At 62.6% G+C, this 24,742-nt stretch carries 18 protein-coding genes; 12 read left to right on the top strand and 6 right to left on the bottom strand.

The window, feature by feature from the left end:
- The first annotated feature begins 103 nt into the window (after positions 1–103).
- Positions 104–844, top strand: coding sequence for an SDR family oxidoreductase (locus AB5Y95_RS08330; protein ID WP_010634159.1), 741 nt, complete (start codon positions 104–106; stop codon positions 842–844).
- Positions 845–960: 116 nt separating this feature from the next.
- Here the strand turns inward: AB5Y95_RS08330 and AB5Y95_RS08325 are convergent, their stop codons facing one another.
- A complete protein-coding gene (locus AB5Y95_RS08325; RefSeq protein ID WP_368160475.1) occupies positions 961–1,866 on the bottom strand; it encodes a LysR family transcriptional regulator in 906 nt (301 codons plus the stop codon).
- A gap of 101 nt (positions 1,867–1,967) precedes the next feature.
- Here AB5Y95_RS08325 and AB5Y95_RS08320 point away from each other — a divergent pair, with 101 nt between their 5' ends.
- The 3 genes from AB5Y95_RS08320 (at position 1,968) to AB5Y95_RS08310 (ending at position 5,377) form a co-directional block, all read left to right on the top strand.
- Positions 1,968–2,606 (top strand): NAD(P)-dependent oxidoreductase, encoded by a 639-nt coding sequence (locus AB5Y95_RS08320; protein ID WP_368160472.1) that lies wholly within the window; start codon positions 1,968–1,970, stop codon positions 2,604–2,606.
- Between the two features lie 443 nt (positions 2,607–3,049).
- Complete coding sequence (locus AB5Y95_RS08315) at positions 3,050–4,120, top strand: isopenicillin N synthase family dioxygenase (protein WP_368160469.1); 1,071 nt, start codon at positions 3,050–3,052, stop codon at positions 4,118–4,120.
- A gap of 93 nt (positions 4,121–4,213) precedes the next feature.
- Entirely contained in the window at positions 4,214–5,377 is a 1,164-nt protein-coding gene (locus tag AB5Y95_RS08310) for a PLP-dependent aspartate aminotransferase family protein (protein ID WP_042006289.1), read from the top strand.
- Between the two features lie 91 nt (positions 5,378–5,468).
- Here AB5Y95_RS08310 and AB5Y95_RS08305 read toward each other — a convergent pair whose 3' ends face one another.
- Together AB5Y95_RS08305 and asd are read right to left on the bottom strand one after the other, a co-directional pair.
- Complete coding sequence (locus tag AB5Y95_RS08305; RefSeq protein ID WP_368160465.1) at positions 5,469–8,240, bottom strand: M16 family metallopeptidase; 2,772 nt, start codon at positions 8,238–8,240, stop codon at positions 5,469–5,471.
- 569 nt (positions 8,241–8,809) lie between these two features.
- Positions 8,810–9,925, bottom strand: coding sequence for an aspartate-semialdehyde dehydrogenase (gene asd, locus AB5Y95_RS08300; RefSeq protein WP_005300252.1), 1,116 nt, complete (start codon positions 9,923–9,925; stop codon positions 8,810–8,812).
- Between the two features lie 339 nt (positions 9,926–10,264).
- On the opposite strand from asd, the gene sugE reads away from it, so the two are divergent.
- The 4 genes from sugE (at position 10,265) to pflB (ending at position 16,021) form a co-directional block, all read left to right on the top strand.
- Positions 10,265–10,579 (top strand): quaternary ammonium compound efflux SMR transporter SugE, encoded by a 315-nt coding sequence (gene sugE, locus AB5Y95_RS08295; RefSeq protein WP_368160462.1) that lies wholly within the window; start codon positions 10,265–10,267, stop codon positions 10,577–10,579.
- A gap of 127 nt (positions 10,580–10,706) precedes the next feature.
- On the top strand, positions 10,707–12,467 hold the full coding sequence (gene ycaO / locus AB5Y95_RS08290; protein WP_024941585.1) for a 30S ribosomal protein S12 methylthiotransferase accessory factor YcaO: 1,761 nt from the start codon (positions 10,707–10,709) through the stop codon (positions 12,465–12,467).
- A 381-nt stretch (positions 12,468–12,848) separates the two neighbouring features.
- Positions 12,849–13,697, top strand: a complete 849-nt coding sequence (gene focA / locus AB5Y95_RS08285) for a formate transporter FocA (protein ID WP_005300246.1) — start codon at positions 12,849–12,851, stop codon at positions 13,695–13,697.
- 41 nt (positions 13,698–13,738) lie between these two features.
- Positions 13,739–16,021 carry a formate C-acetyltransferase gene (gene pflB / locus AB5Y95_RS08280; RefSeq protein ID WP_005300244.1) on the top strand — a complete coding sequence of 761 codons (2,283 nt, stop codon included), beginning with the start codon at positions 13,739–13,741 and terminating at the stop codon, positions 16,019–16,021.
- A 123-nt stretch (positions 16,022–16,144) separates the two neighbouring features.
- Here pflB and phnX read toward each other — a convergent pair whose 3' ends face one another.
- Genes phnX through phnW form a run of 3 tightly spaced genes read right to left on the bottom strand, consistent with a single transcriptional unit; the run spans position 16,145 to position 19,540 of the window.
- Positions 16,145–16,984 carry a phosphonoacetaldehyde hydrolase gene (gene phnX / locus AB5Y95_RS08275; RefSeq protein ID WP_126881982.1) on the bottom strand — a complete coding sequence of 280 codons (840 nt, stop codon included), beginning with the start codon at positions 16,982–16,984 and terminating at the stop codon, positions 16,145–16,147.
- Positions 16,977–18,401 (bottom strand): aspartate aminotransferase family protein, encoded by a 1,425-nt coding sequence (locus tag AB5Y95_RS08270; RefSeq protein ID WP_368160458.1) that lies wholly within the window; start codon positions 18,399–18,401, stop codon positions 16,977–16,979. Before AB5Y95_RS08270 ends, phnX begins: the two co-directional genes overlap by 8 nt.
- Complete coding sequence (gene phnW / locus AB5Y95_RS08265; RefSeq protein ID WP_368160456.1) at positions 18,398–19,540, bottom strand: 2-aminoethylphosphonate--pyruvate transaminase; 1,143 nt, start codon at positions 19,538–19,540, stop codon at positions 18,398–18,400. Before phnW ends, AB5Y95_RS08270 begins: the two co-directional genes overlap by 4 nt.
- 241 nt (positions 19,541–19,781) lie before the next feature.
- Between phnW and phnR the strand changes: the two genes are divergently transcribed.
- From phnR to AB5Y95_RS08245, 4 genes are all read left to right on the top strand, one after another.
- Positions 19,782–20,489, top strand: a complete 708-nt coding sequence (gene phnR / locus AB5Y95_RS08260) for a phosphonate utilization transcriptional regulator PhnR (RefSeq protein WP_172442655.1) — start codon at positions 19,782–19,784, stop codon at positions 20,487–20,489.
- Positions 20,490–20,609: 120 nt separating this feature from the next.
- On the top strand, positions 20,610–21,629 hold the full coding sequence (locus tag AB5Y95_RS08255) for a putative 2-aminoethylphosphonate ABC transporter substrate-binding protein (RefSeq protein WP_368160453.1): 1,020 nt from the start codon (positions 20,610–20,612) through the stop codon (positions 21,627–21,629).
- 267 nt (positions 21,630–21,896) lie between these two features.
- The gene (locus tag AB5Y95_RS08250; RefSeq protein ID WP_368160450.1) at positions 21,897–22,991 is read left to right on the top strand and encodes a putative 2-aminoethylphosphonate ABC transporter ATP-binding protein; all 1,095 of its coding nucleotides are present in this window, start codon (positions 21,897–21,899) and stop codon (positions 22,989–22,991) included.
- Entirely contained in the window at positions 22,988–24,724 is a 1,737-nt protein-coding gene (locus AB5Y95_RS08245; protein WP_368160447.1) for a putative 2-aminoethylphosphonate ABC transporter permease subunit, read from the top strand. Before AB5Y95_RS08250 ends, AB5Y95_RS08245 begins: the two co-directional genes overlap by 4 nt.
- Positions 24,725–24,742 lie beyond the last annotated feature (18 nt).

Below are 24,742 nucleotides of genomic sequence, written 5' to 3'. Positions count from 1 at the left end.
AAGTGACGCGTTTCCCTGTCAGATTGTTTGAAAACAAATATATCAATTACCACAAAAAGCCCATAAAGTCCTCGTTCGAATCTTTTATGCAGGGAGAGCCTAGATGAAGAAAGTTGCCTTGATCACCGGAGCCCGTGGCGGCATCGGATCCGCCATCACCACCGCCTTGCTGGCCCAGGGGTATCGCATCATCGCCACCCACTCCAGCGCCAACGGGGCGGCGGCGCACGACTGGTATGCAGAGCAGGGTTTTCGGCCGGATCAGGTGCGGCTGCTGGCGCTGGACGTGGCCGACACCGCCATGTGCCGCGAGGCCCTGGGCCGCTTGCTGCAGGATGAAGGGCGGGTGGACGTGTTGGTCAACAATGCCGGCATCACCCGGGACGGGGCCTTCAAGCGGATGACCCCGGAGCAGTGGTTCGAGGTGATCCATACCAACCTGTGCAGCCTCTACAACGTCACCCAGCCGCTGTTCGACGCCATGTGCGAGCAACGCGATGCCCGCATCATCAACATCTCCTCGGTCAATGGCCAGAAGGGTCAGTTCGGCCAGGTCAACTACTCGGCGGCCAAGGCGGGCATGCTGGGCTTCACCAAGGCGCTGGCGGCGGAAGGGGCCCGCTTCGGGGTGACGGTCAACGCCATCGCCCCCGGCTACACCGCCACCCCCATGGTGGAGGCGATCCGCACCGACATCCTCGACAGCATCAAGGCCGACATCCCCATGCGCCGACTGGCCAAGCCGGAAGAGATCGCCGCCGCCGTGGTGTTTCTTGCCAGCGAGGCGGGTGCCTATATCACCGGCGAGACCCTGGCCATCAACGGCGGCCTCTATATGAAGTGAGGCCTGGCCTTGTCTCATCGGCACAGCGCATCGACAGAGGGCAGCCCGCGGGCTGCCCTCTTTGTTTGATCCTGGTTTGCTCCGGCCAACCGGGACGGCCTTCTTCCTTGCCCGGACTACGGACGTGTCGCCGCGGCCCCCACCGGCTCGGCGAAGTGGCTGCGCAGGGCGGCGATAACCCGGCGCACCTTCTCCGGGATCTCCCGCTGCGGGGTGATGGCGTGGATCTCCATGGGCGGCACCCGAAAGCCCGGCAGCAATTCCAGCAGGCGACCCGAGGCGAGATCTTCGGCTATCTCCCCCTCCGGCTGCAGCGACACCCCCTGCCCAACCAGGGTGAACTGGCGCAGCGGCAGCACATTGTTGCACACCACCCGCGGCTTGGGCTTGACCCTGTGCCCCTGCCCCTTCTCGTCGAAGAAGGTCAGGCCGCCGCTCAGCATGTCAGCGGCCAGCCAGTCGTGTTCCAGCAGCGCCTCCGGGCTGCGTGGGGTGCCCTTGCGCGCCAGATAGGCGGGCGAGGCGCACAGCAACATCCGGGTCTGGCCCAGCTTGCGCGCCACCAGGGTGGAGTCCGAGAGCGTGCCGACCCGCAGCGCCACGTCGATGCGCTCGGCAATGAGATCCCGCTTCTCGTCGTCGGCGATGATCTGGATGCACAGGCCGGGGTGGGCCTGCAGCAACGGCGACAGTGCCCGCGCCAGCGGCTGGCCAGCCATCCCCACCGGCGCGGTGATCCGCACCTCCCCCAGCAGGCTGTCGCGTACCTCCGAGAGGCGCAGCTCGGTCTGGTTGAGGGTCTGCTGCAGGGACTGACACCCCTGCCACACCACCTCTCCCGCCTCGGTCAGGTTGAGGCGGCGGGTGGAGCGGTGCAGCAGGGTGAGGCCGAGCAGGCTCTCCAGCTGGCTGATATGCTGACTGACGGCGGAGGGGGTCATGCCGAGGGCCTTGGCGGCGCCGGTCATGCTGCCCGCCTCGACCACGGCGGCGAAGATGGCGTAACGCTTGAGCTGTTCCATTGTTAAATCCAGCTTATAAGTGAATGCAATTTACAACAGATTATTAAATCAAATTCGGGGGCGTAGGATAGCCCCATTCCAACAGTGAAGGAGAATCTCCCATGAAAATTGCCCTGATCGGTGCCAGCGGTTTTGTCGGTACAGCCATCCTCAATGAAGCCGTCAGCCGCGGCCATCACGTCACCGCCATCGTGCGTGACGTGAGCAAGGTAGCCGCTCACCCGCAGGTCACCGCCGTGGCGGTGGATGCCCAGGACAGCCAGGCGCTGGCCAAGGTACTCAAGGGGCACGATCGGGTGATCAGCGCCTACAACCCGGGCTGGACCGCCCCGGACATCTACGACCAGTACCTCAAGGGGGCGAGCGCCATCGTGGCTGCCGCCGTCACGGCCAACAGCTGGCTGCTGGTGGTCGGCGGTGCCGGCAGTCTGGAAATTGCCCCCGGCGTGCAACTGGTAGATACCCCGGAATTCCCGGCCGAGTGGAAACAGGGGGCCCTGGCCGCCCGCGACGGCCTCACCGCCCTGCGCCGTGAAACCGCCCTCGACTGGCGTTTCGTCTCCCCGCCCGTGTTCCTGGAACCCGGCGAGAAGCGCGGCGGCTACCGGCTCGGTGCCGATCAGGTGCTGTTCAGCGGTGAACAACCGGCCGGGATCACGGTCAGCGATCTGGCCGACGGCGTGCTCAACGAAGCGGAAAAACCGGCCCACCTGCGCCAGCGCTTCACCCTGGGTTACTGAGCCTGAGCCAGGCACCACACCGGGCCGCAATGCCCGTTACACAAAGGGAGGCATCAGCCTCCCTTTTTGCATCTCTGCGTTTTGCACATCTCTGCACAACCAGCGATCCTTGCCTCTTTTTGGCTCAAGTCGCGCTCCCATGGCGCTCAAGCCGGCACATGCCGAGTCAGGCCAACATGGGTGCCAAGTGCGCCGGTATATTGCCATTATCGCCGCTCAATCCGCAGCCACCCGGATGGGTGGCGAATTCTATTTCGATTTTTGTATATAACTAAGAATAATTTGTTGCTTCCGTCTTATAACTCCGAACAGTAGCATCTCCCTCAATCCAAATGGCGCCATCCCTGGCAACAGGGCGTTGGCCGGTTTATCGGTCAGGGCGTCGTCATTTTCATGTCAGGTGTGCGGGTAGCCTCCCGCCCCTGGCCAGTGAGGAGGTGCACATGGAACATTCACCACTGCCGATCATCGATCTCGCCGCCCTCGATGGCGCCCCCGAGACCCGTCGCCAGATGCTGGCCACCCTTGGCCGGGCGGCCCGTGAGGTGGGTTTTTTCTATCTGGTCGGCCATGGTCTGAGCGAGCAAGAACAGCAGGAAACCCTGGCGCTGGCGGCCCGCTTCTTCGCCCTGCCACAGCAGGAGAAGCTGGCGGTGCAGATGGTGCACTCCCCCCACTTTCGTGGCTACAACCAGGTGGGGGCCGAGCTCACCCGGGCGCGGCCGGATCTGCGCGAGCAGTTCGATATCATGAACGAGGCGCAGGCCCTGCCTTCGACGCAGATCCGTGAACCCTGGCAGCGGCTCATCGGCCCCAACCAGTGGCCCATAGCCCTGCCCGACATGCAGGCGCAGCTGCTGGCGTGGCAGGAGAAGTTGAGCGCCATCAGCCTCACCCTGCTGGCCGCCTTCGCCGAGGTGCTGGAACAACCGGCCGGGGTGTTTGACGACAGCATTCGCGGTGCCCCCTATCAGCACATGAAGCTCATTCACTACCCGGGGCAAGCCGAGGGGGGCAGTGGTCAGGGGGTGGGTGCCCACAAGGATCCCGGCTACCTGACCCTGGTGATGCAGGATCATCACTCCGGGCTCGAGGTGGAGACAGCGAATGGCTGGATCTCGGCGCCGCCCCTGCCGGGCGCCCTGGTGGTCAACATCGGCGAGCTGCTGGAGCTCGCCTCCAACGGCTACCTCAAGGCCACCCTGCACCGGGTGGCAAGCCCGCCGCCCGGCGTCTCGCGCCTCTCCTGCGCCTTCTTCATGGCGGCGCGGCTGGATGCCACCGTGCCGCTGCTCAGCCTCTCCCCCGCGCTGGCAGCCCAGGCGCTGGGGCCCGAGAGCGACCCGACCAACCCGCTCTTTTATCAGGTGGGGGAGAACGTACTCAAAGGGAGGCTGCGCTCCCACCCGGATGTGGCGGCCCGCCACTATGGCGTCGCCCCGCCGTCAGCCAATCCGCAGATGACAAACGGGCAAACTACAAAGCGCGAACGGCGCGAGCCACAACTCGCCTGACGCTGCCATACCTAATAGACGGGGGGCGCCGCGACGCCCCCTTCAAACGACACAAGCAGTTGGACCACAGCCTGGCAATGACGGAGCAATACAATGAAATTCAAAACCATGAGCGTGCACAGCGGCCAGCGGATCGATCCCCAGACCGGCGCCCTCACCACCCCGCTCTACCAGAGCAGCACCTTCAGCTACTTCAACGCCCAGGCGGGCAAGGAGCGCTTCGCAGGTCAAGCCCCCGGCTTTATCTACAGCCGCTTTGGCAACCCCACCACCGCCGAGCTGGAGCAGAAGCTGGCGGCGCTGGAAGGCGCTGACGAGGCGCTGGTGGTGGCGAGCGGCATGGCGGCGGTGAGCGCCATCATGTATGCCCTGGCCGACAGCGGCGATGAAGTGGCCTATATCGGCCCGCTCTACGGCGGCACCGATGCGTTTCTCAAGCAGACCTTCAGCCGCGCCGGCATCAAGGTCACCGCCTACGAGAGCGATCAGGATCTGCTGGCCAACATCCGCCCCGCCACCAAGGTGGTACTGTTCGAAACCCTGACCAACCCCACCCTCAAGGTGGTGGATCCGCGGGTGGTGGTGGAGGCGGCCCGCAAGGTGGGCGCCATCACGGTGTGTGACAACACCTTCCTCACCCCCTATCTGCTGCGCCCGCTCGAGCTTGGCATCGACATCGTCATGCACAGCGGCACCAAGTACCTGGGCGGCCACGGCGACATCATCGCCGGGGTGGTGGCGGGCTCGCACGTGCTGATGAAGTCGATCCGTACCGTGGCCCTCAAGCACATCGGCTCCCCCATCGGCCCGCAGGAGGCCTACCTGCTGCAGCGCGGGGTCAAGACCCTGCCCCTGCGCATGGATGCCCACCTGCACAACGCCCAGCAGGTGGCCGACTTCCTGGCCGCCCATCCGGCGGTGAAGAAGGTGATCTACCCGGGGCTTGCCAACCATCCGGGCCACGATGCCCTCGGCGCCTTCGCCAGCGGTTTTGGCGGCATGGTGAGCATCGAGCTGGAAGGTGGGTTTGAGCGCTGCGCCACCCTGCTCGACAACCTGCAGCTGTTCGTGCAGGCGGTGAGCCTGGGGGATCTCGAGAGCCTGGCCTGCCATCCGGCCAGCACCACCCACGCCGCCATGGACGAGGCGAGCCGCCTCGCCGCCGGGGTCAATGACGATCTCATCCGCTTCAGCATCGGGGTGGAGGACGCCGACGATCTGATCGCCGATCTGGCCGCCGCCCTGGCCCTGCTCTGACCGTCTGTCTCTTTTGAATGAAAAAACAGCCCGCCCCCTGCCAGGGGGCGGGCTGTTTTGCTTGCGGCCGTCGCCCAATAGGGGCAACCCGCTAGGGAGAGAGGCGCTGCACCGGCCAGCCCAACCCGGCCAGCTCAGGGGCCAGCGTCTTGGCATCCCCCACCACCAGGATCACCATGTCGTCGGGATCGAGCCAGCGGCGGGCCAGCTCGCGCAGGGTAAAGGGGGAAAGCTGGCTCACCTGCTGCACCTGCTGCTCCACATAATCCTGCGGCCACCCTTTGAGCAGGATGGGTTGCATGTAGGCCACCTCCTGCGGCAGCGTCTCGTAGTCGAGCGCCTGGCCATTGAGCACCCGATCCCGCAGGGTACGCACCTCCAGCCGGGTCGGCCCCAGCCGCTGATACTTGTCGAGCTCCTGCAGGATCTGCCGCAACGCCGCCCCGGTCACTGCGCTGCGCACGCTGCTTTGCAGCAGGAAATAACCCGCATCGACGTTGCCCTCGAAGGTAGCGCCGATAAAGTAGGTGTAACCCAGCTCCTCACGCAGCCGGATGTTCAACCGCTCGGCGAGGGAGACATTCATCAGCCGGGTCAGGTACTGCTCGCCGAAGGCATCCTCCGCCATGGCGCGCCGCCCCACCCGGATCTGGCTAAGCGCAGCCCCGGGATTGTCCAGCAGATAGATGGCCCGTTTGGCCTGCTGCCCACGCCACTCCAGAGAGCGCAGGGCCGCCGGCTGACCCGCTGGCTCGACCAAGAACCCGAGGGCTTTCATCACCCGCTCCTGAGCCAGATCCCCGCTCACCACCACTTGGGCTTCCCCGCTGCGATGGACCGACTGATAAAAATGGCGCACATCGTCCAGGGTCAGCGCCCGCAGGCTGGCCACGGGATCCAGCGGCTTGTTCCCCTTGAGCAGGGCGCCGAACTGCCAGTCCGCCTGCCACTGGGGATCGCGAGCCAGCTGTTGCAGCCACTGGCTGTAGTCAAACTGGCTGCGCTCGAAATCGGCGCTGCGCATGGCGGGCTGCAGCACCAATTCCCGTACCAGCGCCAGCACCTCCTCGAAATGGGAGGTGAGCCCCTGGACCTCGATGGAGCTGCGCTCCTCACCATGTTCGAATCTGATGCTGGCTCCCAGCTGGCGCGCCCGCTCCTCGATGCTCGCCTCCTGCAGCTGTTCGCTGCCAAGGGAGAGCATGGCGTCAGTCAGGGTGGCGACCCCGCCCTTGCCCTGCGGCTCGGCCCGCTCACCGCCCGGCCAGTTGATGCTCATGGCAAAGGCCGGCACTTCGTCGCTGTAGTGACCGAGCAGAGAGACCCGCTCACCCAGCTTGGCATGCCACAGGGTCGGCATGGGCACCGGCAAGGCACCGCCACTGGCCGGCTCCTGGCGTCGATCCAGGGTCTCCTCGATCTGTCTGGGAGCCAGCGTCTGCTGCGGCCGGGCCAGCGGCAAGGGGGGCGGCTCGACGAAGTTGGGGTTGCCCGCCTGCCACTCGGGATGCTCGGCCGGCACCACGCTCAGCACCACCCTGGGCTTGTTCAACACATAGCGCGTCAATGCCCGCTGCAGATCGGCCGGCGTCACCCGGGCAAGGCGCTTGAGGTTGCGATACTGGAAGTTGGGATCCTGAAACAGGGTATAACCTGTGCCCAGCTGCTCCACCTTGCCGGCCACGCTGTCCAGCGGCCAAATCCGTTTGGCGCGCAGGGCATTGACCGAGTGGGCAAGCTGCTCGCGGGAGACCCCGTCGCTGACGAGCTGGCCGATGACCCGATCGATCTCCGCCTTGATGGGGCCAAGCTCGGCCCCTTTGGCCAGATTGGGAATGGCATGGATCATCAACTTGCATGCCAGCACATTGCATTCATGGCTGGCAAAGACGGAGACCAGCCTGCCGCTTTGCTGCAGCTCTCGCTGCAGCAGGCCACTGGCCGAGCCCCCCAGCTGATCCGCCAGCAGATCGAGGGCCTCGACCCCGGGATCACTGGCAGAGACGGTCGGATAGGCCAGCACCAGCAGGGGTTCGGCCACCCGATCGGTCAGGGTGCGATAGCGGCTCTTCTTCAGCGTCACCGGCCGCACCAGCGGCCGAGTCTGGGCCGGAGTGGCGGGCAAGGCCCCGAAATAGCGCTCGACCCAGGCCAGGGTCTGGGCCGGCTGAATGTCACCGCCGATCACCAGGGTGGCGTTGTTGGGCCCATACCAACGCAGGAAGAATTGGCGCACATCCTCCAGAGTGAGGCGATCCAGATCTGCAGCCCGGCCAAACGGCGTGTTGAAGTAGGGGTGATTGGGCGGGTAAAGCGTGCGATTCAGCGCCTCATAGAAGCGCCCATAGGGTTGATCTTCGATCAGGTTGGCGCGCTCGTTCTTGATGATGTCGCGCTGCACGTCCAGCTTCTGCTGATAGAGGGTATCAAGCAGAAACCCCATGCGATCCGCCTCCAGCCAGAGTACCTTCTCCAGCTGATTGGCCGGCAGCGTCTGGAAATAGCGGGTCTGATCCTCCTGGGTCCAGCCGTTCACATCCTTTGATCCCATCTGTTGCAGCAGGCGGTTATGGCCCTCCTCCCCCGCGTGAGCCGAGCCCTGAAACATCATGTGCTCGAACAGGTGGGCCAGCCCGGACTGGCCCGGCGCCTCTTCTTCCAGCCCCACCCGGTAGTGGACCGCCACGTGCACCAGGGGATCGGAGTGATCCTGGGTCAGGATCACCGTCAGGCCATTGTCGAGCCGATATTGCTGATAGGGCACGATCAAGGGATCGGCCACTTTTTTCTGCTCCTTGACCAGCGCGGGGCCGGCCAAGGCCAAGACACTGAAGAAATAGAGCAAACTCCACACGACTCTCATGTAATTTCCCAATTCTCGAACCTGAACATTATTATGGGTCACCGTTGCTGCCCTTCATTGGTCTCGCAGCAAGGGGAAAACGGCGACGGCACGCCATGGGCGTAACGCGCACTATTGAGCATATAAATATTATTTTCGCCCCCCACGGGGCTGCCGCGAGCCGGCCGCCACGCCGCGTCGGATCACCTGGCGCCACGGCCTCGTGGTATCGGCCTGGCCAGGCGGTCAGTGTAATCAATCGGGCTCGCAGTGGATATCTTGAATGGATATTCATTTGTAACAAGGCATATATCCCGCCCATCCCGCGAGCCCACCGCACCCTATTTTGTGGTACAGATGGAATAGAACGAGTCGGCTACCAGGGCGGCTGCGGGAATATATTTCCGGCACTGACTGCTCAGTCAGGAAATAATCGATGCGCCACTGTTAATATCTATTTAGTTAATAACAGTGCCACTGCATTACAAAACGAAGACCCCATGCCTTGCAGCGTCAATGGCATCGAGCCTGCCCGGTTCCTGCCAAAAAAACAGGGGGCCTGAGCCCCCTGTCGTCGTTCCCGATTGCCATCACCCGCGGTCCAGCAGGATGTTGAGCATGCGGCGCAGCGGCTCGGCGGCGCCCCACAACAGCTGGTCGCCCACGGTGAAGGCGGCCAAATACTCCGGACCCATGTTGAGCTTGCGCAGACGACCGACCGGGATGCTGAGGGTGCCGGTGACGGCGGCCGGGGTCAGCTCGCGGGCGGTGATGTCGCGATCGTTGGGGATCACTTTCACCCAGTCGTTGTGGGCGGCCAGCAGGGCTTCGATCTCGGCTAGCGGCACATCCTTTTTCAGCTTGATGGTGAAGGCCTGGCTGTGGCAGCGCAGGGCACCGATGCGCACGCACAGGCCATCCACCGGAATGGCGGCGTTTTCGATACCCAGGATCTTGTTGGTCTCGGCCTGGCCCTTCCACTCTTCGCGGCTCTGGCCGTTGTCGAGCTTGGTGTCGATCCAGGGGATGAGGCCACCGGCCAGCGGTACGCCGAAGTTGTCCACCGGCAGGGTGCCGGAGCGGGTCTTCTCGGTGATCTTGCGCTCGATGTCGAGGATGGCGGAGGCGGGATCCGCCAGCTCCACAGCCACTTCATCACGCAGCAGCCCCATCTGGGTGACCAGCTCACGCATGTGGCGCGCACCGCCGCCGGAGGCAGCCTGATAGGTGGCCACGCTCACCCACTCCACCAGATCGGCCTTGAACAGGCCACCCAGGGCCAGCAGCATCAGGCTGACGGTGCAGTTGCCGCCGACGAAGGTCTTGATGCCGTCGTTCAGGGCATGTTCGATGACGTCGCCGTTGACCGGATCCAGGATGATGACCGCGTCCTTCTCCATGCGCAGGGAGGAGGCGGCATCAATCCAGTAACCCTGCCAGCCGGCGGCTTTCAGGCGCGGATAGACATCCTTGGTGTAGTCGCCGCCCTGGGCGGTGATGATGACGTCCTGTGCGGCCAGCGCCTCGATGTCGAAGGCATCCTGCAGGGTGCCGGCATCGACGCCGAAATTGGGGGCGGCCTCACCGGCCTGGGAGGTGGTGAAGAAGGTGGGCTGAATGCGGGCAAAATCCTTCTCTTCCTGCATCCGGCTCATCAACACCGAACCCACCATGCCACGCCAACCGACCAAACCTACTTTTTTCATAATGTCCTACCCTGGATAGCTGCTTATAGAAACCGAGTGTGATAACCGTGATCCCTTGTCCGGCGCGGGCCGTTTACAAGCGGTTCACAAAATATGGGTTGCGAAAAATGCGTCTGTCCACATTACGGATTGTGACGGCGGGCGCAAGTCGAATTGCGCAATATTCTGTGCCGTTCGCTGCAATATCCGTCAGCCTGGCCGACCTGCGGGCAGCCGGTTGGCATCCCGTCACGACTTGGGGCATCATTGAGACCGACCGGCAGCCCCGCTGCCCCTCGGGGACGACCCCGAGGCCTCCTGATACGCAGGGACGACCCTGCTTCCTGCGGAATCTGCCTTATGTCCTGGTTGCTCCTGCTGCTGGCCGGCCTGTTCGAGGTCGCCTGGGCCATCGGCCTCAAATACACCGACGGTTTCAGCCGTCCCCTCCCCACCCTGCTGACTCTCTCTGCCATGGGGGTGAGCGTGCTGCTGCTCGCCATGGCGGTCAAACAGCTGCCCCTTGGCACCGCCTACGCGGTCTGGACCGGCATCGGCGCGGTCGGCACCGTGCTGATGGGGATCTGGCTGTTCAACGAACCGGCCACCCTCGCCCGGGTGCTCTGCCTGCTGCTGATCATCGGCGGGCTCCTGGGTCTGAAATTCATCGGATGAGCCGTGACCCTGGGCGGTTGAAAGGAGAGCCAAACGGGGCATGGCCCCCGTTTTTTGCCTGCCAAACGCGCCGACCCCTGCTATTATCTGCGGCCAAACATGAGCCAATAAAAATCAGGATATCGTGATGACCGACCACACTTTTATTCCCGGCAAGGACGCGGCGCTGGAAGACTCCATCGAACGTTTCCAGACCAAGCTGCAAGCCCTGGGGTTTGATATCGAAGAGGCCTCCTGGCTCAACCCCGTGCCCAACGTCTGGTCCGTGCACATCCGGGACAAGGAGTGCTCCCTCTGTTTCACCAACGGCAAGGGGGCCAGCAAGAAGGCGGCGCTCGCCTCCGCCCTTGGCGAATATTTCGAGCGTCTCTCCACCAACTACTTCTTCGCCGACTTCTATCTGGGCGAGCAGGTTGCCAATGGCGACTTCGTGCACTACCCGAACGAGAAGTGGTTCCCCATCGAGGGGGATCAGCTGCCGGCCGGTCTGCTCGACAGCTTCACCCGCAAGTTCTACAACCCGGACGGTGAAGTGACTGCCGACATGCTGGTGGATCTGCAATCCGGCAACGAGGAGCGCGGCATCGTCGCCCTGCCCTTCGAGCGCCAGTCCGATCACCAGACCGTCTACATCCCGATGAACATCATCGGCAACCTCTACGTCTCCAACGGCATGAGCGCCGGCAACACCAAGACCGAGGCCCGCACCCAGGGCTTGTCCGAGGTGTTCGAGCGCCACGTCAAAAACAAGATCATCGCAGAAGCTCTGAGCCTGCCGGAGATCCCGGCCGAGGTCATTGCCCGTTACCCCGGCATCAAGGCCTCCATCGAGGCGCTGGAAGCCGAAGGCTTCCCCATCTACAGCTTCGATGCGTCGCTTGGCGGTCGCTACCCGGTCATCTGCGTGGTGCTGCTCAACCCGAGCAACGGCACCTGCTTTGCCTCCTTCGGCGCCCACCCGCGCTTCGAAGTGGCCTTCGAGCGCACCGTCACCGAGCTGCTGCAGGGCCGCAGCCTCAAGGATCTGGATGTGTTCGTACCACCCTCGTTTGACAACGAGCAGGTGGCGGATCACCACAACCTGGAGACCCACTTCATCGACTCCTCAGGCCTCATCAGCTGGGACCTGTTCAAGCAGGATGCGGACTTCGAGTTTGCCGACTGGGACTTCCGCGGCACCTCGCAGGAGGAGTTCGACCACCTGATCGGCATCTTCCACGAGCTGGAGCAGCCGGTCTACATCGCCGACTACGAGCACCTGGGCGTCTACGCCTGCCGCATCCTGGTGCCAGGCATGTCCGACATCTATCCGGCCGAAGATCTGCTGCTGGCCAACAACACCATGGGTGCCCACCTGCGGGAAACCATCCTGGCGCTGCCGGCGCTGGAGTGGGACGCGGAGCAATACATGGCGCTGTTTGACCAGCTGGATGAAGAGGGTCACGACGAGCGCACCCGGGTGCGCGAGCTGCTCGGCATCGCCGCCGCCAAGGGCACCGCCCTGCACACCCTGCGGGTGGGCGAGCTCAAAGCCATGCTGGCGCTGGCCGCCGGAGAACTCGACACAGCGCTCGATCTCATCGACTGGACCATGGAGTTCAACCAGTCGGTGTTCCCGGCCGATCGCGCCAACTACTATCGTGCCCTGCGCGCCTGCGTCGAGCTGTTCCTGGACGAGGATCGTGACCCCGAGCAGTACCGCGCCGTGTTTGCCCGCATGTATGGCGAAGAGACGCTGGCGCAGGCTTGGGCCCACGCCAGCGGTGAAGCGCGCTTCCACGGACTGGCTGCCGCCGATCTCTCCCTCAGCCAGTTCCCGCTGCATCAGAAGCTGCTGGCTGCCTACGAGAAGCTGCAGAAGGCCAAACGAGCCCATTCATGGGGTTGATGTGGTAACATTCCGAAGGGGCCCTGATGGCCCCTTCTCTTTTATGGTCTGCCAAGTGGCCATTTGTTATTCAAAGATGAAATAAAAAACAAAAAATACCTCTTAGGGGGTTGCCAACAAGGAGTAGCAAGTGCTGGGGAGACGCAAAGATGCCTTGCCGGCACACTTTTTCAGGGATGAAAAATAAATTGTTTAAAATCATGACATTAAAAAAACCACGTTTCTGTTTCAGCTGAAACCTGGTGTAAAGAATCGCTGCCGGGGGACTCAAATATTTGTAGTAAAATTACATTCACAATCTGCAATTCTTGATCGGAGTCAATTTTGACGATCTGGCCCTTTGTTATGATTTCCACAGGCAAAACATCAGGTACATGAGAATTGAAAGCAGAATCTCCCTTTGATTGTCTCAAGCCAGAAGCCATCGCTGCACTGGCAGAAGATATAACCTATGCCAAGGCCACCAAGCCCGCATACAAGGTCATCCCCCTGGCCATCACAGCTGGCGCCTTCATCGCCATCGCTTTCGTCTTCTACATCACAGTCACCACGGGTGCCGGCAATGTGGCCTGGGGCCTCAGCAAGCTGGTCGGCGGTCTCTGTTTCGCTCTTGGCCTGATCCTCTGCGTGCTGCTCGGCGCCGAGCTGTTCACCTCTACCACCCTCACCCTGGTGGCCAAGGCAGCCAACCGCATCACCTGGGCCCAACTGTTCAAGAACTGGGGACTGGTCTACTTCGGCAACCTCATCGGCGGTCTCATTATCGTCGGGCTCATCATCATGTCGGCCGAATACATGGCGGCAGATGGTCAGTGGGGCCTCAACGCCCTCAAGGTGGCCCAGCACAAGATCCACCACACCTTCTTCGAAGCCGTGGCGCTTGGCATCCTCTGCAACCTCATGGTGTGTCTCGCCGTGTGGATGGCGTTCGGCGCCCGCAGTGCCACCGACAAGGTGATGGTCATGCTGCTCCCCGTCGCCATGTTCGTCGCCTCCGGTTTTGAGCACAGCATCGCAAACATGTTTATGATCCCGGTCGGCATCGCCATTCACAGCGTCGCAGGCCCGGAATTCTGGCAGGCCATCGGCCAGGACCCGGCGACCTTTGCCGACCTGACCGTATCCAACTTCGTCCTGCACAACCTCATTCCTGTCACCATAGGTAATATCATTGGTGGTGGCGTCATGGTTGGGCTGACTTACTGGTTTATCTTCCGTCGCCATCATTAAGGATGGCGGCAGACACATAAATACCTTGAGAGGTAATGAAAATGGCAGAACTTAACGAACAGTTCCAAAAAGCATGGGAAGGCTTCGCGGCCGGTGAATGGCAGACCTCTGTCAACACCCGTGACTTCATCCAGAAGAACTACACCCCGTATGAAGGTGATGAGTCCTTCCTGGCTGGCGCGACCGAAGCTACCACCAAGCTGTGGGACAAGGTCATGGAAGGCATCAAGATCGAGAACCGCACCCACGCGCCGGTCGATTTTGATACCGACCTGCCCTCCACCATTACCGCTCACGATGCCGGCTATATCGATCAGAGCCTGGAGCAAATCGTTGGTCTGCAGACCGACAAGCCGCTCAAGCGCGCCATCATCGCCAACGGCGGTATCAAGATGGTCAAGACCTCTTGCGAAGTGTACGGTCGTCAGCTGGACCCCATGGTCGAGAAGATCTTCACCGAGTACCGCAAGACTCACAACCAGGGTGTGTTCGACGTCTACACCAAAGACATCCTGAACTGCCGCAAGTCCGGCGTCATCACCGGTCTGCCGGATGCCTACGGCCGTGGCCGTATCATCGGTGACTACCGTCGTGTTGCCCTGTACGGTATCGACTTCCTGATGGCCGACAAACTGGCCCAGTTCAAGTCCCTGCAGGCTGACCTGGAAAACGGTGTCAACCTGGAAGCCACCATCCGTCTGCGCGAAGAGATCTCCGAGCAGCACCGTGCCCTGGCCCAGATGAAGGTGATGGCTGCCAAATATGGTTGCGACATCTCCGTTCCGGCCAAGACCGCCAAAGAAGCCGTACAGTGGACCTACTTCGCCTACCTGGCGGCGGTCAAGTCCCAGAACGGCGCGGCCATGTCCTTCGGTCGTACCTCCAGCTTCCTGGACATCTACATCGAGCGTGACCTGCAAAAAGGCCTGATCACCGAGCAAGAAGCCCAGGAGCTGATGGACCACATGGTCATGAAGCTGCGTATGGTTCGCTTCCTGCGTACCCCGGAATACGATTCACTGTTCTCCGGCGACCCGATGTGGGCTACCGAGACCCTGGCTGGTATGGGCGTTGACGGCCGTACCCTGGTCACCAAGAACAGCTTCCGTATGCTGAACACCCTGTACACCATGGGCCCGTCCCCTGAGCCGAACCTGACCATCCTGTGGTCCGAGAAGCTGCCGGTCGGTTTCAAGAAGTACTGCGCCAAGGTATCCATCGAGACCTCTTCCGTTCAGTATGAGAACGACGACCTGATGCGTCCGGACTTCAACAACGATGACTACGCCATCGCTTGCTGCGTGTCCCCGATGATCGTCGGCAAACAGATGCAGTTCTTCGGTGCTCGTGCCAACCTGGCCAAGACCATGCTGTACGCCATCAACGGCGGTATGGACGAGAAGATGAAGCTGCAGGTGGGTCCGAAGACCGACATGATCACCTCCGAGTACCTCGAGTACAACGACGTGATGGATCGTCTGGATCACTTCATGGACTGGCTGGCCAAGCAATACGTTGCCGCGCTGAACATCATCCACTACATGCACGACAAGTACAGCTACGAAGCCTCTCTGATGGCGCTGCACGACCGTGACGTCTATCGCACCATGGCTTGCGGCATCGCCGGTCTGTCCGTGGCGGCTGACTCCCTGTCTGCCATCAAGTACGCCAAGGTCAAGCCGGTTCGTGACGAAGATGGCGTGGCCATCGACTTCGAAATCGAAGGCGAGTACCCGCAGTTCGGTAACAACGACGCTCGCGTCGATGACATCGCCTGCGACCTGGTTGAGCGCTTCATGAAGAAGATTCAGAAGCTGAACACCTACCGTGGTGCCGTGGCTACCCAGTCCGTGCTGACCATCACCTCCAACGTGGTGTACGGCAAGAAGACCGGTAACACCCCGGATGGTCGTCGCGCCGGTGCGCCGTTCGGCCCGGGTGCCAACCCGATGCACGGTCGTGACCAGAAGGGTGCCGTTGCTTCCCTGACTTCCGTCGCCAAGCTGCCGTTCGCTTACGCCAAAGATGGTATCTCCTATACCTTCTCCATCGTGCCGAACGCGCTGGGTAAAGACATGGAAGCCCAGAAAGCCAACCTGGCCGGTCTGATGGATGGTTACTTCCACCACGAGTCTAACCTGGAAGGCGGTCAGCACCTGAACGTCAACGTGATGAACCGTGAAATGCTGCTGGACGCCATGGAAAACCCGGAAAAATATCCGCAGTTGACCATCCGCGTATCCGGTTATGCCGTTCGCTTCAACTCTTTGACCAAAGAGCAACAGCAAGACGTCATCACCCGTACCTTCACCGCCTCTCTGTAATAGAGTCTCGGTGAACAAAAACCGGCGCCCAGGCGCCGGTTTTTTTATGCCTGATAGTCAGGGAACATAGGCCTGAAAACCTGCAGGCAGGGCCGGCACTCCCCTTCTCTCACCCCACCTTGTTCAGGGCCGCTCCCCTGCTGCCAGACGGCGGTTGATATCGGCGATGACCGGAGCGATGTCGGCCAGGGTATCGATCACGTAATGAGCCCCCGCCGCCCGCAGTTTGGCCTCGGCCGGTGCGCGCCTAGTGGCGATCTCCGCCTCGCTCATGGCGGAAAACGCTTCCCAGGTGGCGCCAAACTCGTTGCCGGAGACCGACAGACCTACGGTCCACATGCCCGCATTCAACCCTTCGCTGATACCCGGCACGGCATCATCCACCTTGATGCAGCGATGCACCGCGCTCACCCCCAGCTCAATCACGTTGGCCAGCGCCATCCAGGGGCCGGGGCGACCACCTGCCTTGAGGTCATCGGTGGCGACCCAGTGATCCGGGCGATAGCCGTGATCGGCCGCCGCCGGTACCAGCGCCTCCATCACGGGACGGGGGTAGCCGGAGCAGGAGCCGATGCGCAGCCCTTGAGCTCGCAGAGCCTCCAGCACCGGCAGCACACCCGGGATGGGGGCGGCGAAGCGGGTCACGGCGGCAATCTGCAGCGGCATAAAGGTGTGATAGAGGTGGTCCACCTCGGCGTGGCTCATGGGGTGGCCAAAGCGGGCCTGCCAGCGCGCATCCACCGAGGGCAGCCGGCCGAGCGCCGCGATATGGTCCCACTTGCCCAGCCCCATGGGCTGGCGCGCCTCATCCAGGGTCACAGCAAAGTCATAGGCGCGGGCGAAGGCCTCGACAAAGATGGAGGTGGGGGCGAAGGAGCCGAAATCGACGACGGTGCCGGCCCAGTCGAGGATCAGCGCCTCTATGTCTGTGGTCGGGTGGATGGCAGTCTGCAAGTCAGTCATGGTGGTGTTCCTGTTGCGGTGAAGACGCGATCTCGCCGAGGGCGCGATCGAGAATGGCGATGGCGCGCACCAGATCGGCGCGGGCGATATTGAGCGGGGGCGAGAGCTGGATGACGTTGCCCTGGGAGACCTTGAAGCTGAGCCCCAGTTCCAGGCAGCGGTAGAGCAGCCGCTCGGCGGCCTGGCTGTTGCGGATGCGACTCTGGTGATCGACCACCAGATCGAGCGCCCAGAGCAAACCTATGCCGCGCACCTGCCCGATCAGCGGGTGGCGTTCGGCAAGCGCCGCGAGCTCGCACGCCATCAAGCGGCCATCCTCCTGCACCTTGGCCAGCAACCCTTCTTCACGGATGGTGGCGATGGTGGCGAGCGCCGCCGCGCAGCCGATAGGGCTCTTCTCGTGGGTGTAGTGACCGAGCGAGATGGCCGCCGCCTGATTGAAACGATCGCGGGTGATGAGCGCGGCAAACGGCACCACCCCGCCCCCCAACCCCTTGCCAAGGCAGATGATGTCGGGCTCGATGCCAAACTCCTCGAAGCTGAACCAGTGGCCGGTGCGACCCAGGGCATTGGGGATCTCGTCGACGATCAGCAGCACCTTGTGGCGATCGCAGATCTCCCGCACCCGCTGCCAGTAGGCCCTTGAGGGCACCTGCACATCGGTGTTGCGGATAGGCTCGGCAATAAAGGCGCCTATTCCCCCCTCTTTCTCGATGACGTACTCCAGATAATCGGCGTAGTGCAGATCATCCCCCTCCCCGCGATACCAGACACCGCGATAGCGGGTGGGTGGCGGGATGCGCTCTACCCCGGCCATCAGCGGGCCCATGCCAGCGCGAAAACAGGCCTCGCCGCCGACCGAGATGGCATCGAGGGAGGCGCCGTGAAAGGCATCCCACAGGGATACCACCTTGCTGTTGCCGGTGATGAAACGGGCAAGCTTCAGGGCAATCCCCACCACCTCGCTGCCGCCGGGGGCGAACAGCACCCGGTTGAGATCGTCCGGGGCCAGTTCGGCCAGAGTGCGGGCGCAGTCGATGGCGACCTGATGGGTGTAGCGGCGGGGGGCGAACGGCAAGTCGGCGAGTTGCTGCTGCACCGCGGCCACCACTCTGGGGTGACCATGGCCCAGCTGATGGACACTGTTGCCGTGAAAATCGAGGTAGCGCTTGCCCGATACGCTGGTCAGCCAGCTCCCCTGCGCCCCCTCAATCAGATCCAGACAGGGGGTGGAGAGGGCCTGATGGAGAAAGTAGCGGCTATCTTCTGCCAATCCGGCCTGTACATCTTCGCTCTGACCCGCCCACCAGCGTGAGCGCCCCTCGCCGAGGTTGATATCCCCTTCACTGTCGGCGCGGCCACTGCCGTGCAGCTTATGGTCACGCTGCTCGCGGCCCTGAGCCAGAACGCTGGTCATCGCGCATCCCCTCGCCAGTAGCAGGCACAGGCTATGGCGGCGAGCAGATCCCGCACCCGCTCCGGCGTCACGTCACCGATATTGCCGATGCGAAAGCAATCGGCTTGCGAGACCTTGCCCGGATAGATGACAAAACCCTGCCCCTTGAGCCGCTGGTAGAAGTCAGCAAAGCGGTAATCCGGGTGCGCCGGGGAGTAGAAGGCGGTGATGATGGGGGATTGCCATGTTTCTGGCAGCAGCGGCGCAAAGCCAAGCGCCGCCATACCATCCACCAGGGTGCGCTGGTTCTCGCTATAGCGCTGATGGCGGGCGGCGATCCCCCCTTCTTCATCCAGTTCACGCAGGGCCTGGGCGAAGGCGAGCACGGTATGGGTGGGCGAGGTAAAGCGCCACTTGCCCCCCTGCTGCTCCATGGTCTGCCACTGAGCGTGCAGGTCGAGGGAGACCGAGCGGGCGCGACCGGCGCAGGCCGTGAGCGCCACGCGACGGGCGATGACAAAGCCAAAGCCCGGCACCCCCTGAATGCACTTGTTGGCAGAGCTGATGAGAAACTCGATGCCAAGGCGCCCCATGTCGATGGGGATGCCGCCAAAGCTGCTCATGGCATCGACGATCAGGCGAATGCCGCGGCGCTGGCAGAGTTCAGCCACCTCCTCAAGCGGGTTGAGCATGCCGGTGGTGGTCTCGCAGTGCACCATGGCCAGATGGGTGATCTCGTGGTGGCGCGCCAGCATCGCCTCGATGGCGGCGGGTTCGGGGCGGGTGGTCTCGCCGCAGTCGAGCTCATGGTGGCGCAGGCCAAGGCAGCGGGCCATCTCCCCCATGCGGGCGCCGTAGGCGCCGTTGTTGATGATCAGCAGACACTCGTCGACGCCTATCGCCGAGCCCAGCACGCTCTCCACCACATAGCTGCCGCTCCCCTGCAGCAGTACGGCGCTGTAGTCGCTCTCATATTCAGGGCCAGTGGCGAGGCGCACCAGCTCGCGGCGGATGGGCTCCACCACGCCCTGGTTGTAGTCCGCATCCCAGGTGCAGCTGTCTTGCAGCATGGCGGCGCGCACCGTGGCGGTGGTCGAGAGGGGGCCCGGGGTCAGCAGCAGGTAATCGACGGCGGCAGGGGCCGCAGGAATATGGGTCATGACTTCACTCCTTTTGGTATATACCAGAATGAGCGCATTGTGGGTAACTCCCCCGCCAAGGTCAAAGGGGTGGCCTTACGTGCAACAAAAAATTCATTTTCGGCGCCGGGATCGCGATAATCTAGGAAGCCTGAACAACAGGGGCAACACTGGTCTTTACCAATGCACGTTGATACCTACGCTTAGCGACCTGGCCGATGACCAGACCATTGCCCAACTCATTGCACAACCAGGGATTTTCATGAGCAAACCCCAATACCTGCAGATCAAGGATGCCCTCGCCAACCAGATCCTGGCGGGGGGCCTGGCCCCCAACGACAAGCTTCCCTCCGAGCGGTTGCTGGGGGAACTCTACGCCACTACCCGGGTCACCATCCGCGAGGCCCTGGTGCAGCTGGAGGCCAATGGCCTTATCTATCGGGAGGATCGCCGCGGCTGGTTCGTCACCCCGCCGCGCTTTCGCTTGAACCCCAGACGCACCTCCAACTTTCACCAGATAGTGCGGGAGCAAGGGGGGGAGCCGCGCACCGAGCTGCTGGAGAAAAGCCGCCAGGCAGTGCCGCCCGCGTTGATGGCGCAGTTGCAGCTCAAGCCGTTCGACAGCCTGTTTCTGCTCAAGCGGCTGCGCTACGCCAACGGGCGCGCCATCTGCTATTGCGAGAATCACTGCCTGCCAGAGCGGGTACCGGGCCTGCTGGAGCTGGATCTCAACGGCAGCCTGACCGAGATCTATCAGGCCCATTACGATCTTCACTACGCCCGCATGCAGGTGCGCTTCTTCCCTACCGCCCTGCCGGACGAGGTAGCCAAGGCGCTGGGGGCCACCGCCGGTCTGCCCGCCCTGCGCCTCGAGCGACTCAACTTCGATCAGCACGGCCGGGTGCTTGACTTCGATCTGGAGTACTGGCGCCACGACAGTCTGGAGATCGAGGTGGATACCCAGGATTAGTCGCGGACACATCAGGAACAGCAAAACGTCACGGGGCCGTCACGGTCACGTCATAAAGATCCCCTAGCCTCTCTCTCGACCAATCTGGTTTATACCAAGCCAACTTATATGGAGAAGAGGATGAAACAGGGAACCCATCTGCTGGCCGCCGCCGTGCTGGCTGCCACGACAGCCCCGGCACTGGCCGCGACCGATCTCACCGTCTACACCGCCTTCGAACCGGAACAGCTCAGCGAGCTGAAAACCGCGTTCGAACGCCAGCATCCGGACATCAACATCAAGTGGGTGCGCGACTCCACCGGCGTGGTCACCGCCCGCTTGCTGGCGGAAAAAGCCCAGCCCAAGGCAGATGTGGTGTGGGGGCTGGCGGCCACCAGCCTGATGCAGCTCGATCAGCAGCAGATGCTCAATGCCTATGCCCCGAAAGGGCTGGAGAAGCTCGACAGCCGCTTTCGCGACAGCAAGGCCGAGCCACACTGGATCGGTCTGGACGCCTTCTTCAGCGCCATCTGCTTCAACAAGGTAGAGGCGGAAAAACAGGGGATCCCGGCGCCCACCAGCTGGGCCGACCTCACCAAGCCCGTCTACAAGGGCAAGGTGATCATGCCCAACCCCAGCTCCTCCGGCACCGGCTACCTGAGCGTCGCCGGCTGGCTGCAGACCATGGGCGAGCAGCAGGGCTGGCAATTTATGAATGGCCTGCACCAGAACATCGACCGTTATACCCACTCGGGCTCAGCTCCCTGCAAGCTGGCTGCCAGCGGCGAGACGGTGATCGGTATCTCCTTCGACTTCCCGGCTACCAGCCTCAAGGCCAAGGGTGCCCCCATCGAGGTGGTGTTCCCGAAAGAGGGCTCGGGCTGGGATATGGAAGCCGCCGCCATCATCAAGGGCACCCCCAAGCTGGATGCAGCCAAACAGCTGCTGGACTTTGCCGCCACCGAGCAGGCCAACGCCCTCTACAACAAGTCATTCGCAGTGGTCGCCATCCCGGAGGTGGCCAAGCCCAGAGCCGGCTATCCCGCCAACATCAAAGGCCAGATGATCGACAACGACTTTGGCTGGGCTGCCCGCGAGCGCAACACCATCCTGGCCCAGTGGAGCGCCAGCTTCGACGGCAAGACCGAAGCTAAGCAGTAATCCCATTTAGGGCTGGTTTGAACAATGCCAATGCACCCAGGCTGATAAACAGATTGCCGAAGGCCAACCCAGGTTGGCCTTCGTTTTTTGGCATCGCCCCCACTTTGTTTCACCCTCAATTGGTAACCCCGCCCATCCACAAGCGACCAAGCTAGCTGCTGGCGACCCGATGTCATCTGACTGTCATCAAGCCGTCATCCCCCGATCACCTGATCGTCACACTTCACCCGCAAACTGGTATATACCAAATCAGTAGCGAGTCGCACCATGACCCAGCCCTATCTGGACATTCAACATCTCAACAAGCAGTTTGGGACTTTTCAGGCCCTCAAGGGGATCTCTCTGACCATTGAGCCGGGGGAGTTTATCTGCTTTCTCGGCCCCTCCGGCTGCGGCAAGACCACCTTGCTCAGAGCCATCGCCGGGCTGGATCTGCCGGACAGCGGCGAGATCTGGCAAGGGGGGCGCAATATCTCCCAGCTGCCGCCCCAGCAGCGCGACTTTGGCATCGTGTTTCAGTCCTATGCCCTCTTCCCCAACCTGACGGTGGCCCAGAACATCGCCTTCGGCCTTGAGAATCAGGGGCTGGCACGGGATCTCATCAAGGAGCGGGTCGATCACTGGCTGGGGCTGGTGGACCTCACTGCCCAGTCCCACAAATACCCGAGCCAGATCTCCGGCGGCCAGCAACAGCGGGTGGCGCTGGCCCGGGCCTTGGCCCTCTCCCCCGGTCTGTTGCTGCTGGACGAACCGCTCAGCGCGCTGGATGCGCTGGTGCGCACCCACCTTCGCAGCGAGATCCGCGCCCTGCAGCAGCGCCTTGGCATCACCACCATCATGGTGACCCACGATCAGGAAGAGGCGCTGACCATGGCCGATCGCATCGTGGTGATGGAAGGCGGCCGCATCGTACAGGTAGGCACGCCACAAGCGATCTACCACCAGCCTGCCAGCCGTTTCGTGGCAAGCTTTGTCGGCACCATGAACTTCCTCGAGACCCTGGTGCTCGGCCCCACTCAAGTGCGCCTCAACGAGCAACCGCTGACACTGGCCAACCGGGCGGCGGCCGGTAGCAAATTGCAGGTGGCGATCCGCCCCGAGGCGATCACCCTGAGTGCGCCGAGCGAACCCTGTCTTGGTCAGCATGGCGTTGAAGCAACCATCGATCAGGTGGAGTTTCTCGGCGCCGCCCAGCGCCTCATCTGCACCGCCGACACCTATCTGGGCCCGCAGCAGATCCTGGTGGAGCGCCCGACCCACGAGCTGCCCCGCCACGAACAGGGTGGCTGGCGCAGCGGCATGCGCTGCTCGCTGCACTGGCCCGCCGGAGCGATGCAGCTGTTTGAAGGAGATCGCCCATGACAGCCCCCCTTGCGACCTCCTCCCTGCTGCCGCCAGCGACAGCCCGCCAAGACTCTCGTTGGCAGCGGCTTTGTCGCGGCTGGAGCCGGGATCAACTGCTGCAGCTGATCCTGCTTTTGCTTGGCATCGCCCTGCTCACCGGCGGCCTGCTGCTACCGCTGCTCACCATGCTGCAAAAGAGCCTGCAGGATGAGAACGGCCTCTGGGTGGGCCTTGCCAACTTCAGCGCCTACTTCGACTCCCCTCATCTGGGGCGCACCATAGGCAACACCCTCTGGCTCGGGGTTTTAATCACCGCGCTGGTGGTGACCATCGCCTTTGGCTACGCCTATGCCCTCACCCGCACCTGCATGCCGGGCAAGCCCCTGTTTCGCCTCATCGGTTTGATCCCGCTCTTGATGCCCTCTCTGCTGCCCGCCATCAGTCTGGTCTACTGGTTTGGCAATCAGGGGATCGCCAAGGGGCTGCTCGGCGGCGAGAGCATCTACGGCCCCATCGGTATCGTCATTGGCCTTGGCTTCTGGTGCTTTCCCCACGCCCTGATGATCCTCATCACGGCGCTCGGTCAGAGCGATGCCCGCCTCTATGAAGCCTCCCGGGTGCTCGGCAGCAGCGGCTGGCGCACCTTTGTCACCGTCACTCTGCCTACCGCCCGCTATGGCCTTTTGAGCGCCGCCATAGCGGTCTTCACCCTCACCATCTGCGACTTCGGGGTGGCCAAGGTGATTGGCGGCCAGTACAGCGTGCTGGCTACCGACATCTACCGGCAGGTAATCGGGATGCAGAACTTCTCGCTGGGCGCCGTTGCCAGCGTCACCCTGCTGCTGCCGGCGCTCTTGAGCTTTGCGCTGGAACACAGGGTGCGTAGCAAGATGCAGGAGCAGAGCAGCACCAAGGCGGTGCCCTATCAGCCCAAACCCCATCGGCTACGGGATCTGCTGGCGCTAGGCTGGTGCACCCTCTGGGCCCTGCTGTTTCTGGCGCTGGTCGGGATGGCGGTTTATGGCTCCCTGGTGCAGTTCTGGCCCTACAACCTCGGGCTGACGCTGGATCACTACGCCTTTGACAGCAACAGCGTCTACGGCTGGCAGCCCTTTACCAATACCTTGCAGTTGGGTCTTTTTACCGCCCTTGTGGGCACAGTGCTGGTGATGGTGCTGGCCTGGGCCCAGGAGAAGGGGCGCCACTTTGCATGGCTACGCCAGTTGCTGCATCTGCTTGCCATGCTGTCGCTGGCGGTGCCCGGCATGGTGCTGGGGCTGGGTTACATCTTCTTTTTCAACGGCAATCCGCTGTTTGGCAGCCTCTATGGCACTCTGCCGCTGATGGTGCTCTCCTGCGTCATCCACTACTACACAGTGGGCCATATGACGGCGCTGACCAGCCTCAAGCAACTGCCCAAGGAGCTGGAGCTGGTGGCCATCTCATTGCGCATTCCGCTCTGGAAGGCGTTCTGGCGCGTCACCCTGCCCGCCTCCCTGCCAGCGCTCTTGGAAATCTTTATCTATCTGTTCGTCAACGCCATGACCACCACCTCGGCGGTGATCTTCCTCTACTCGAGCGACAGCGTGCTCGCCTCCATCGCCGTGCTGAATATGGAGGATTCCGGCGATACCGCCGCGGCCGCTGCCATGGCCACCCTGATCCTGCTGGCTGCCGCCACCGTCAAGCTGCTCCAGCTCTTTTTGAGCCGCACCCTGCTGGATCGCACCCAGCGCTGGCGCCACCCATAACCTTGTTGAGGAGTCATG

It is taken from the genome of Aeromonas sp. R5-3, from assembly GCF_040908225.1.
Classification (GTDB): domain Bacteria; phylum Pseudomonadota; class Gammaproteobacteria; order Enterobacterales; family Aeromonadaceae; genus Aeromonas; species Aeromonas dhakensis.
The sequence above is the reverse complement of the archived record's forward strand: the minus strand, read 5'-3'. Positions and strand labels throughout refer to the sequence as shown.

What these genes read in the sequence shown, in the direction of transcription:
- AB5Y95_RS08330 (WP_010634159.1), top strand. Translation starts at nt 104, where the DNA reads ATGAAGAAAGTTGCCTTGATCACCGGAGCCCGTGGCGGCATCGGATCC.
- AB5Y95_RS08325 (WP_368160475.1), bottom strand. Translation starts at nt 1,866, where the DNA reads ATGGAACAGCTCAAGCGTTACGCCATCTTCGCCGCCGTGGTCGAGGCG.
- AB5Y95_RS08320 (WP_368160472.1), top strand. Translation starts at nt 1,968, where the DNA reads ATGAAAATTGCCCTGATCGGTGCCAGCGGTTTTGTCGGTACAGCCATC.
- AB5Y95_RS08315 (WP_368160469.1), top strand. Translation starts at nt 3,050, where the DNA reads ATGGAACATTCACCACTGCCGATCATCGATCTCGCCGCCCTCGATGGC.
- AB5Y95_RS08310 (WP_042006289.1), top strand. Translation starts at nt 4,214, where the DNA reads ATGAAATTCAAAACCATGAGCGTGCACAGCGGCCAGCGGATCGATCCC.
- AB5Y95_RS08305 (WP_368160465.1), bottom strand. Translation starts at nt 8,240, where the DNA reads ATGAGAGTCGTGTGGAGTTTGCTCTATTTCTTCAGTGTCTTGGCCTTG.
- asd (WP_005300252.1), bottom strand. Translation starts at nt 9,925, where the DNA reads ATGAAAAAAGTAGGTTTGGTCGGTTGGCGTGGCATGGTGGGTTCGGTG.
- sugE (WP_368160462.1), top strand. Translation starts at nt 10,265, where the DNA reads ATGTCCTGGTTGCTCCTGCTGCTGGCCGGCCTGTTCGAGGTCGCCTGG.
- ycaO (WP_024941585.1), top strand. Translation starts at nt 10,707, where the DNA reads ATGACCGACCACACTTTTATTCCCGGCAAGGACGCGGCGCTGGAAGAC.
- pflB (WP_005300244.1), top strand. Translation starts at nt 13,739, where the DNA reads ATGGCAGAACTTAACGAACAGTTCCAAAAAGCATGGGAAGGCTTCGCG.
- phnX (WP_126881982.1), bottom strand. Translation starts at nt 16,984, where the DNA reads ATGACTGACTTGCAGACTGCCATCCACCCGACCACAGACATAGAGGCG.
- AB5Y95_RS08270 (WP_368160458.1), bottom strand. Translation starts at nt 18,401, where the DNA reads ATGACCAGCGTTCTGGCTCAGGGCCGCGAGCAGCGTGACCATAAGCTG.
- phnW (WP_368160456.1), bottom strand. Translation starts at nt 19,540, where the DNA reads ATGACCCATATTCCTGCGGCCCCTGCCGCCGTCGATTACCTGCTGCTG.
- phnR (WP_172442655.1), top strand. Translation starts at nt 19,782, where the DNA reads ATGAGCAAACCCCAATACCTGCAGATCAAGGATGCCCTCGCCAACCAG.
- AB5Y95_RS08255 (WP_368160453.1), top strand. Translation starts at nt 20,610, where the DNA reads ATGAAACAGGGAACCCATCTGCTGGCCGCCGCCGTGCTGGCTGCCACG.
- AB5Y95_RS08250 (WP_368160450.1), top strand. Translation starts at nt 21,897, where the DNA reads ATGACCCAGCCCTATCTGGACATTCAACATCTCAACAAGCAGTTTGGG.
- AB5Y95_RS08245 (WP_368160447.1), top strand. Translation starts at nt 22,988, where the DNA reads ATGACAGCCCCCCTTGCGACCTCCTCCCTGCTGCCGCCAGCGACAGCC.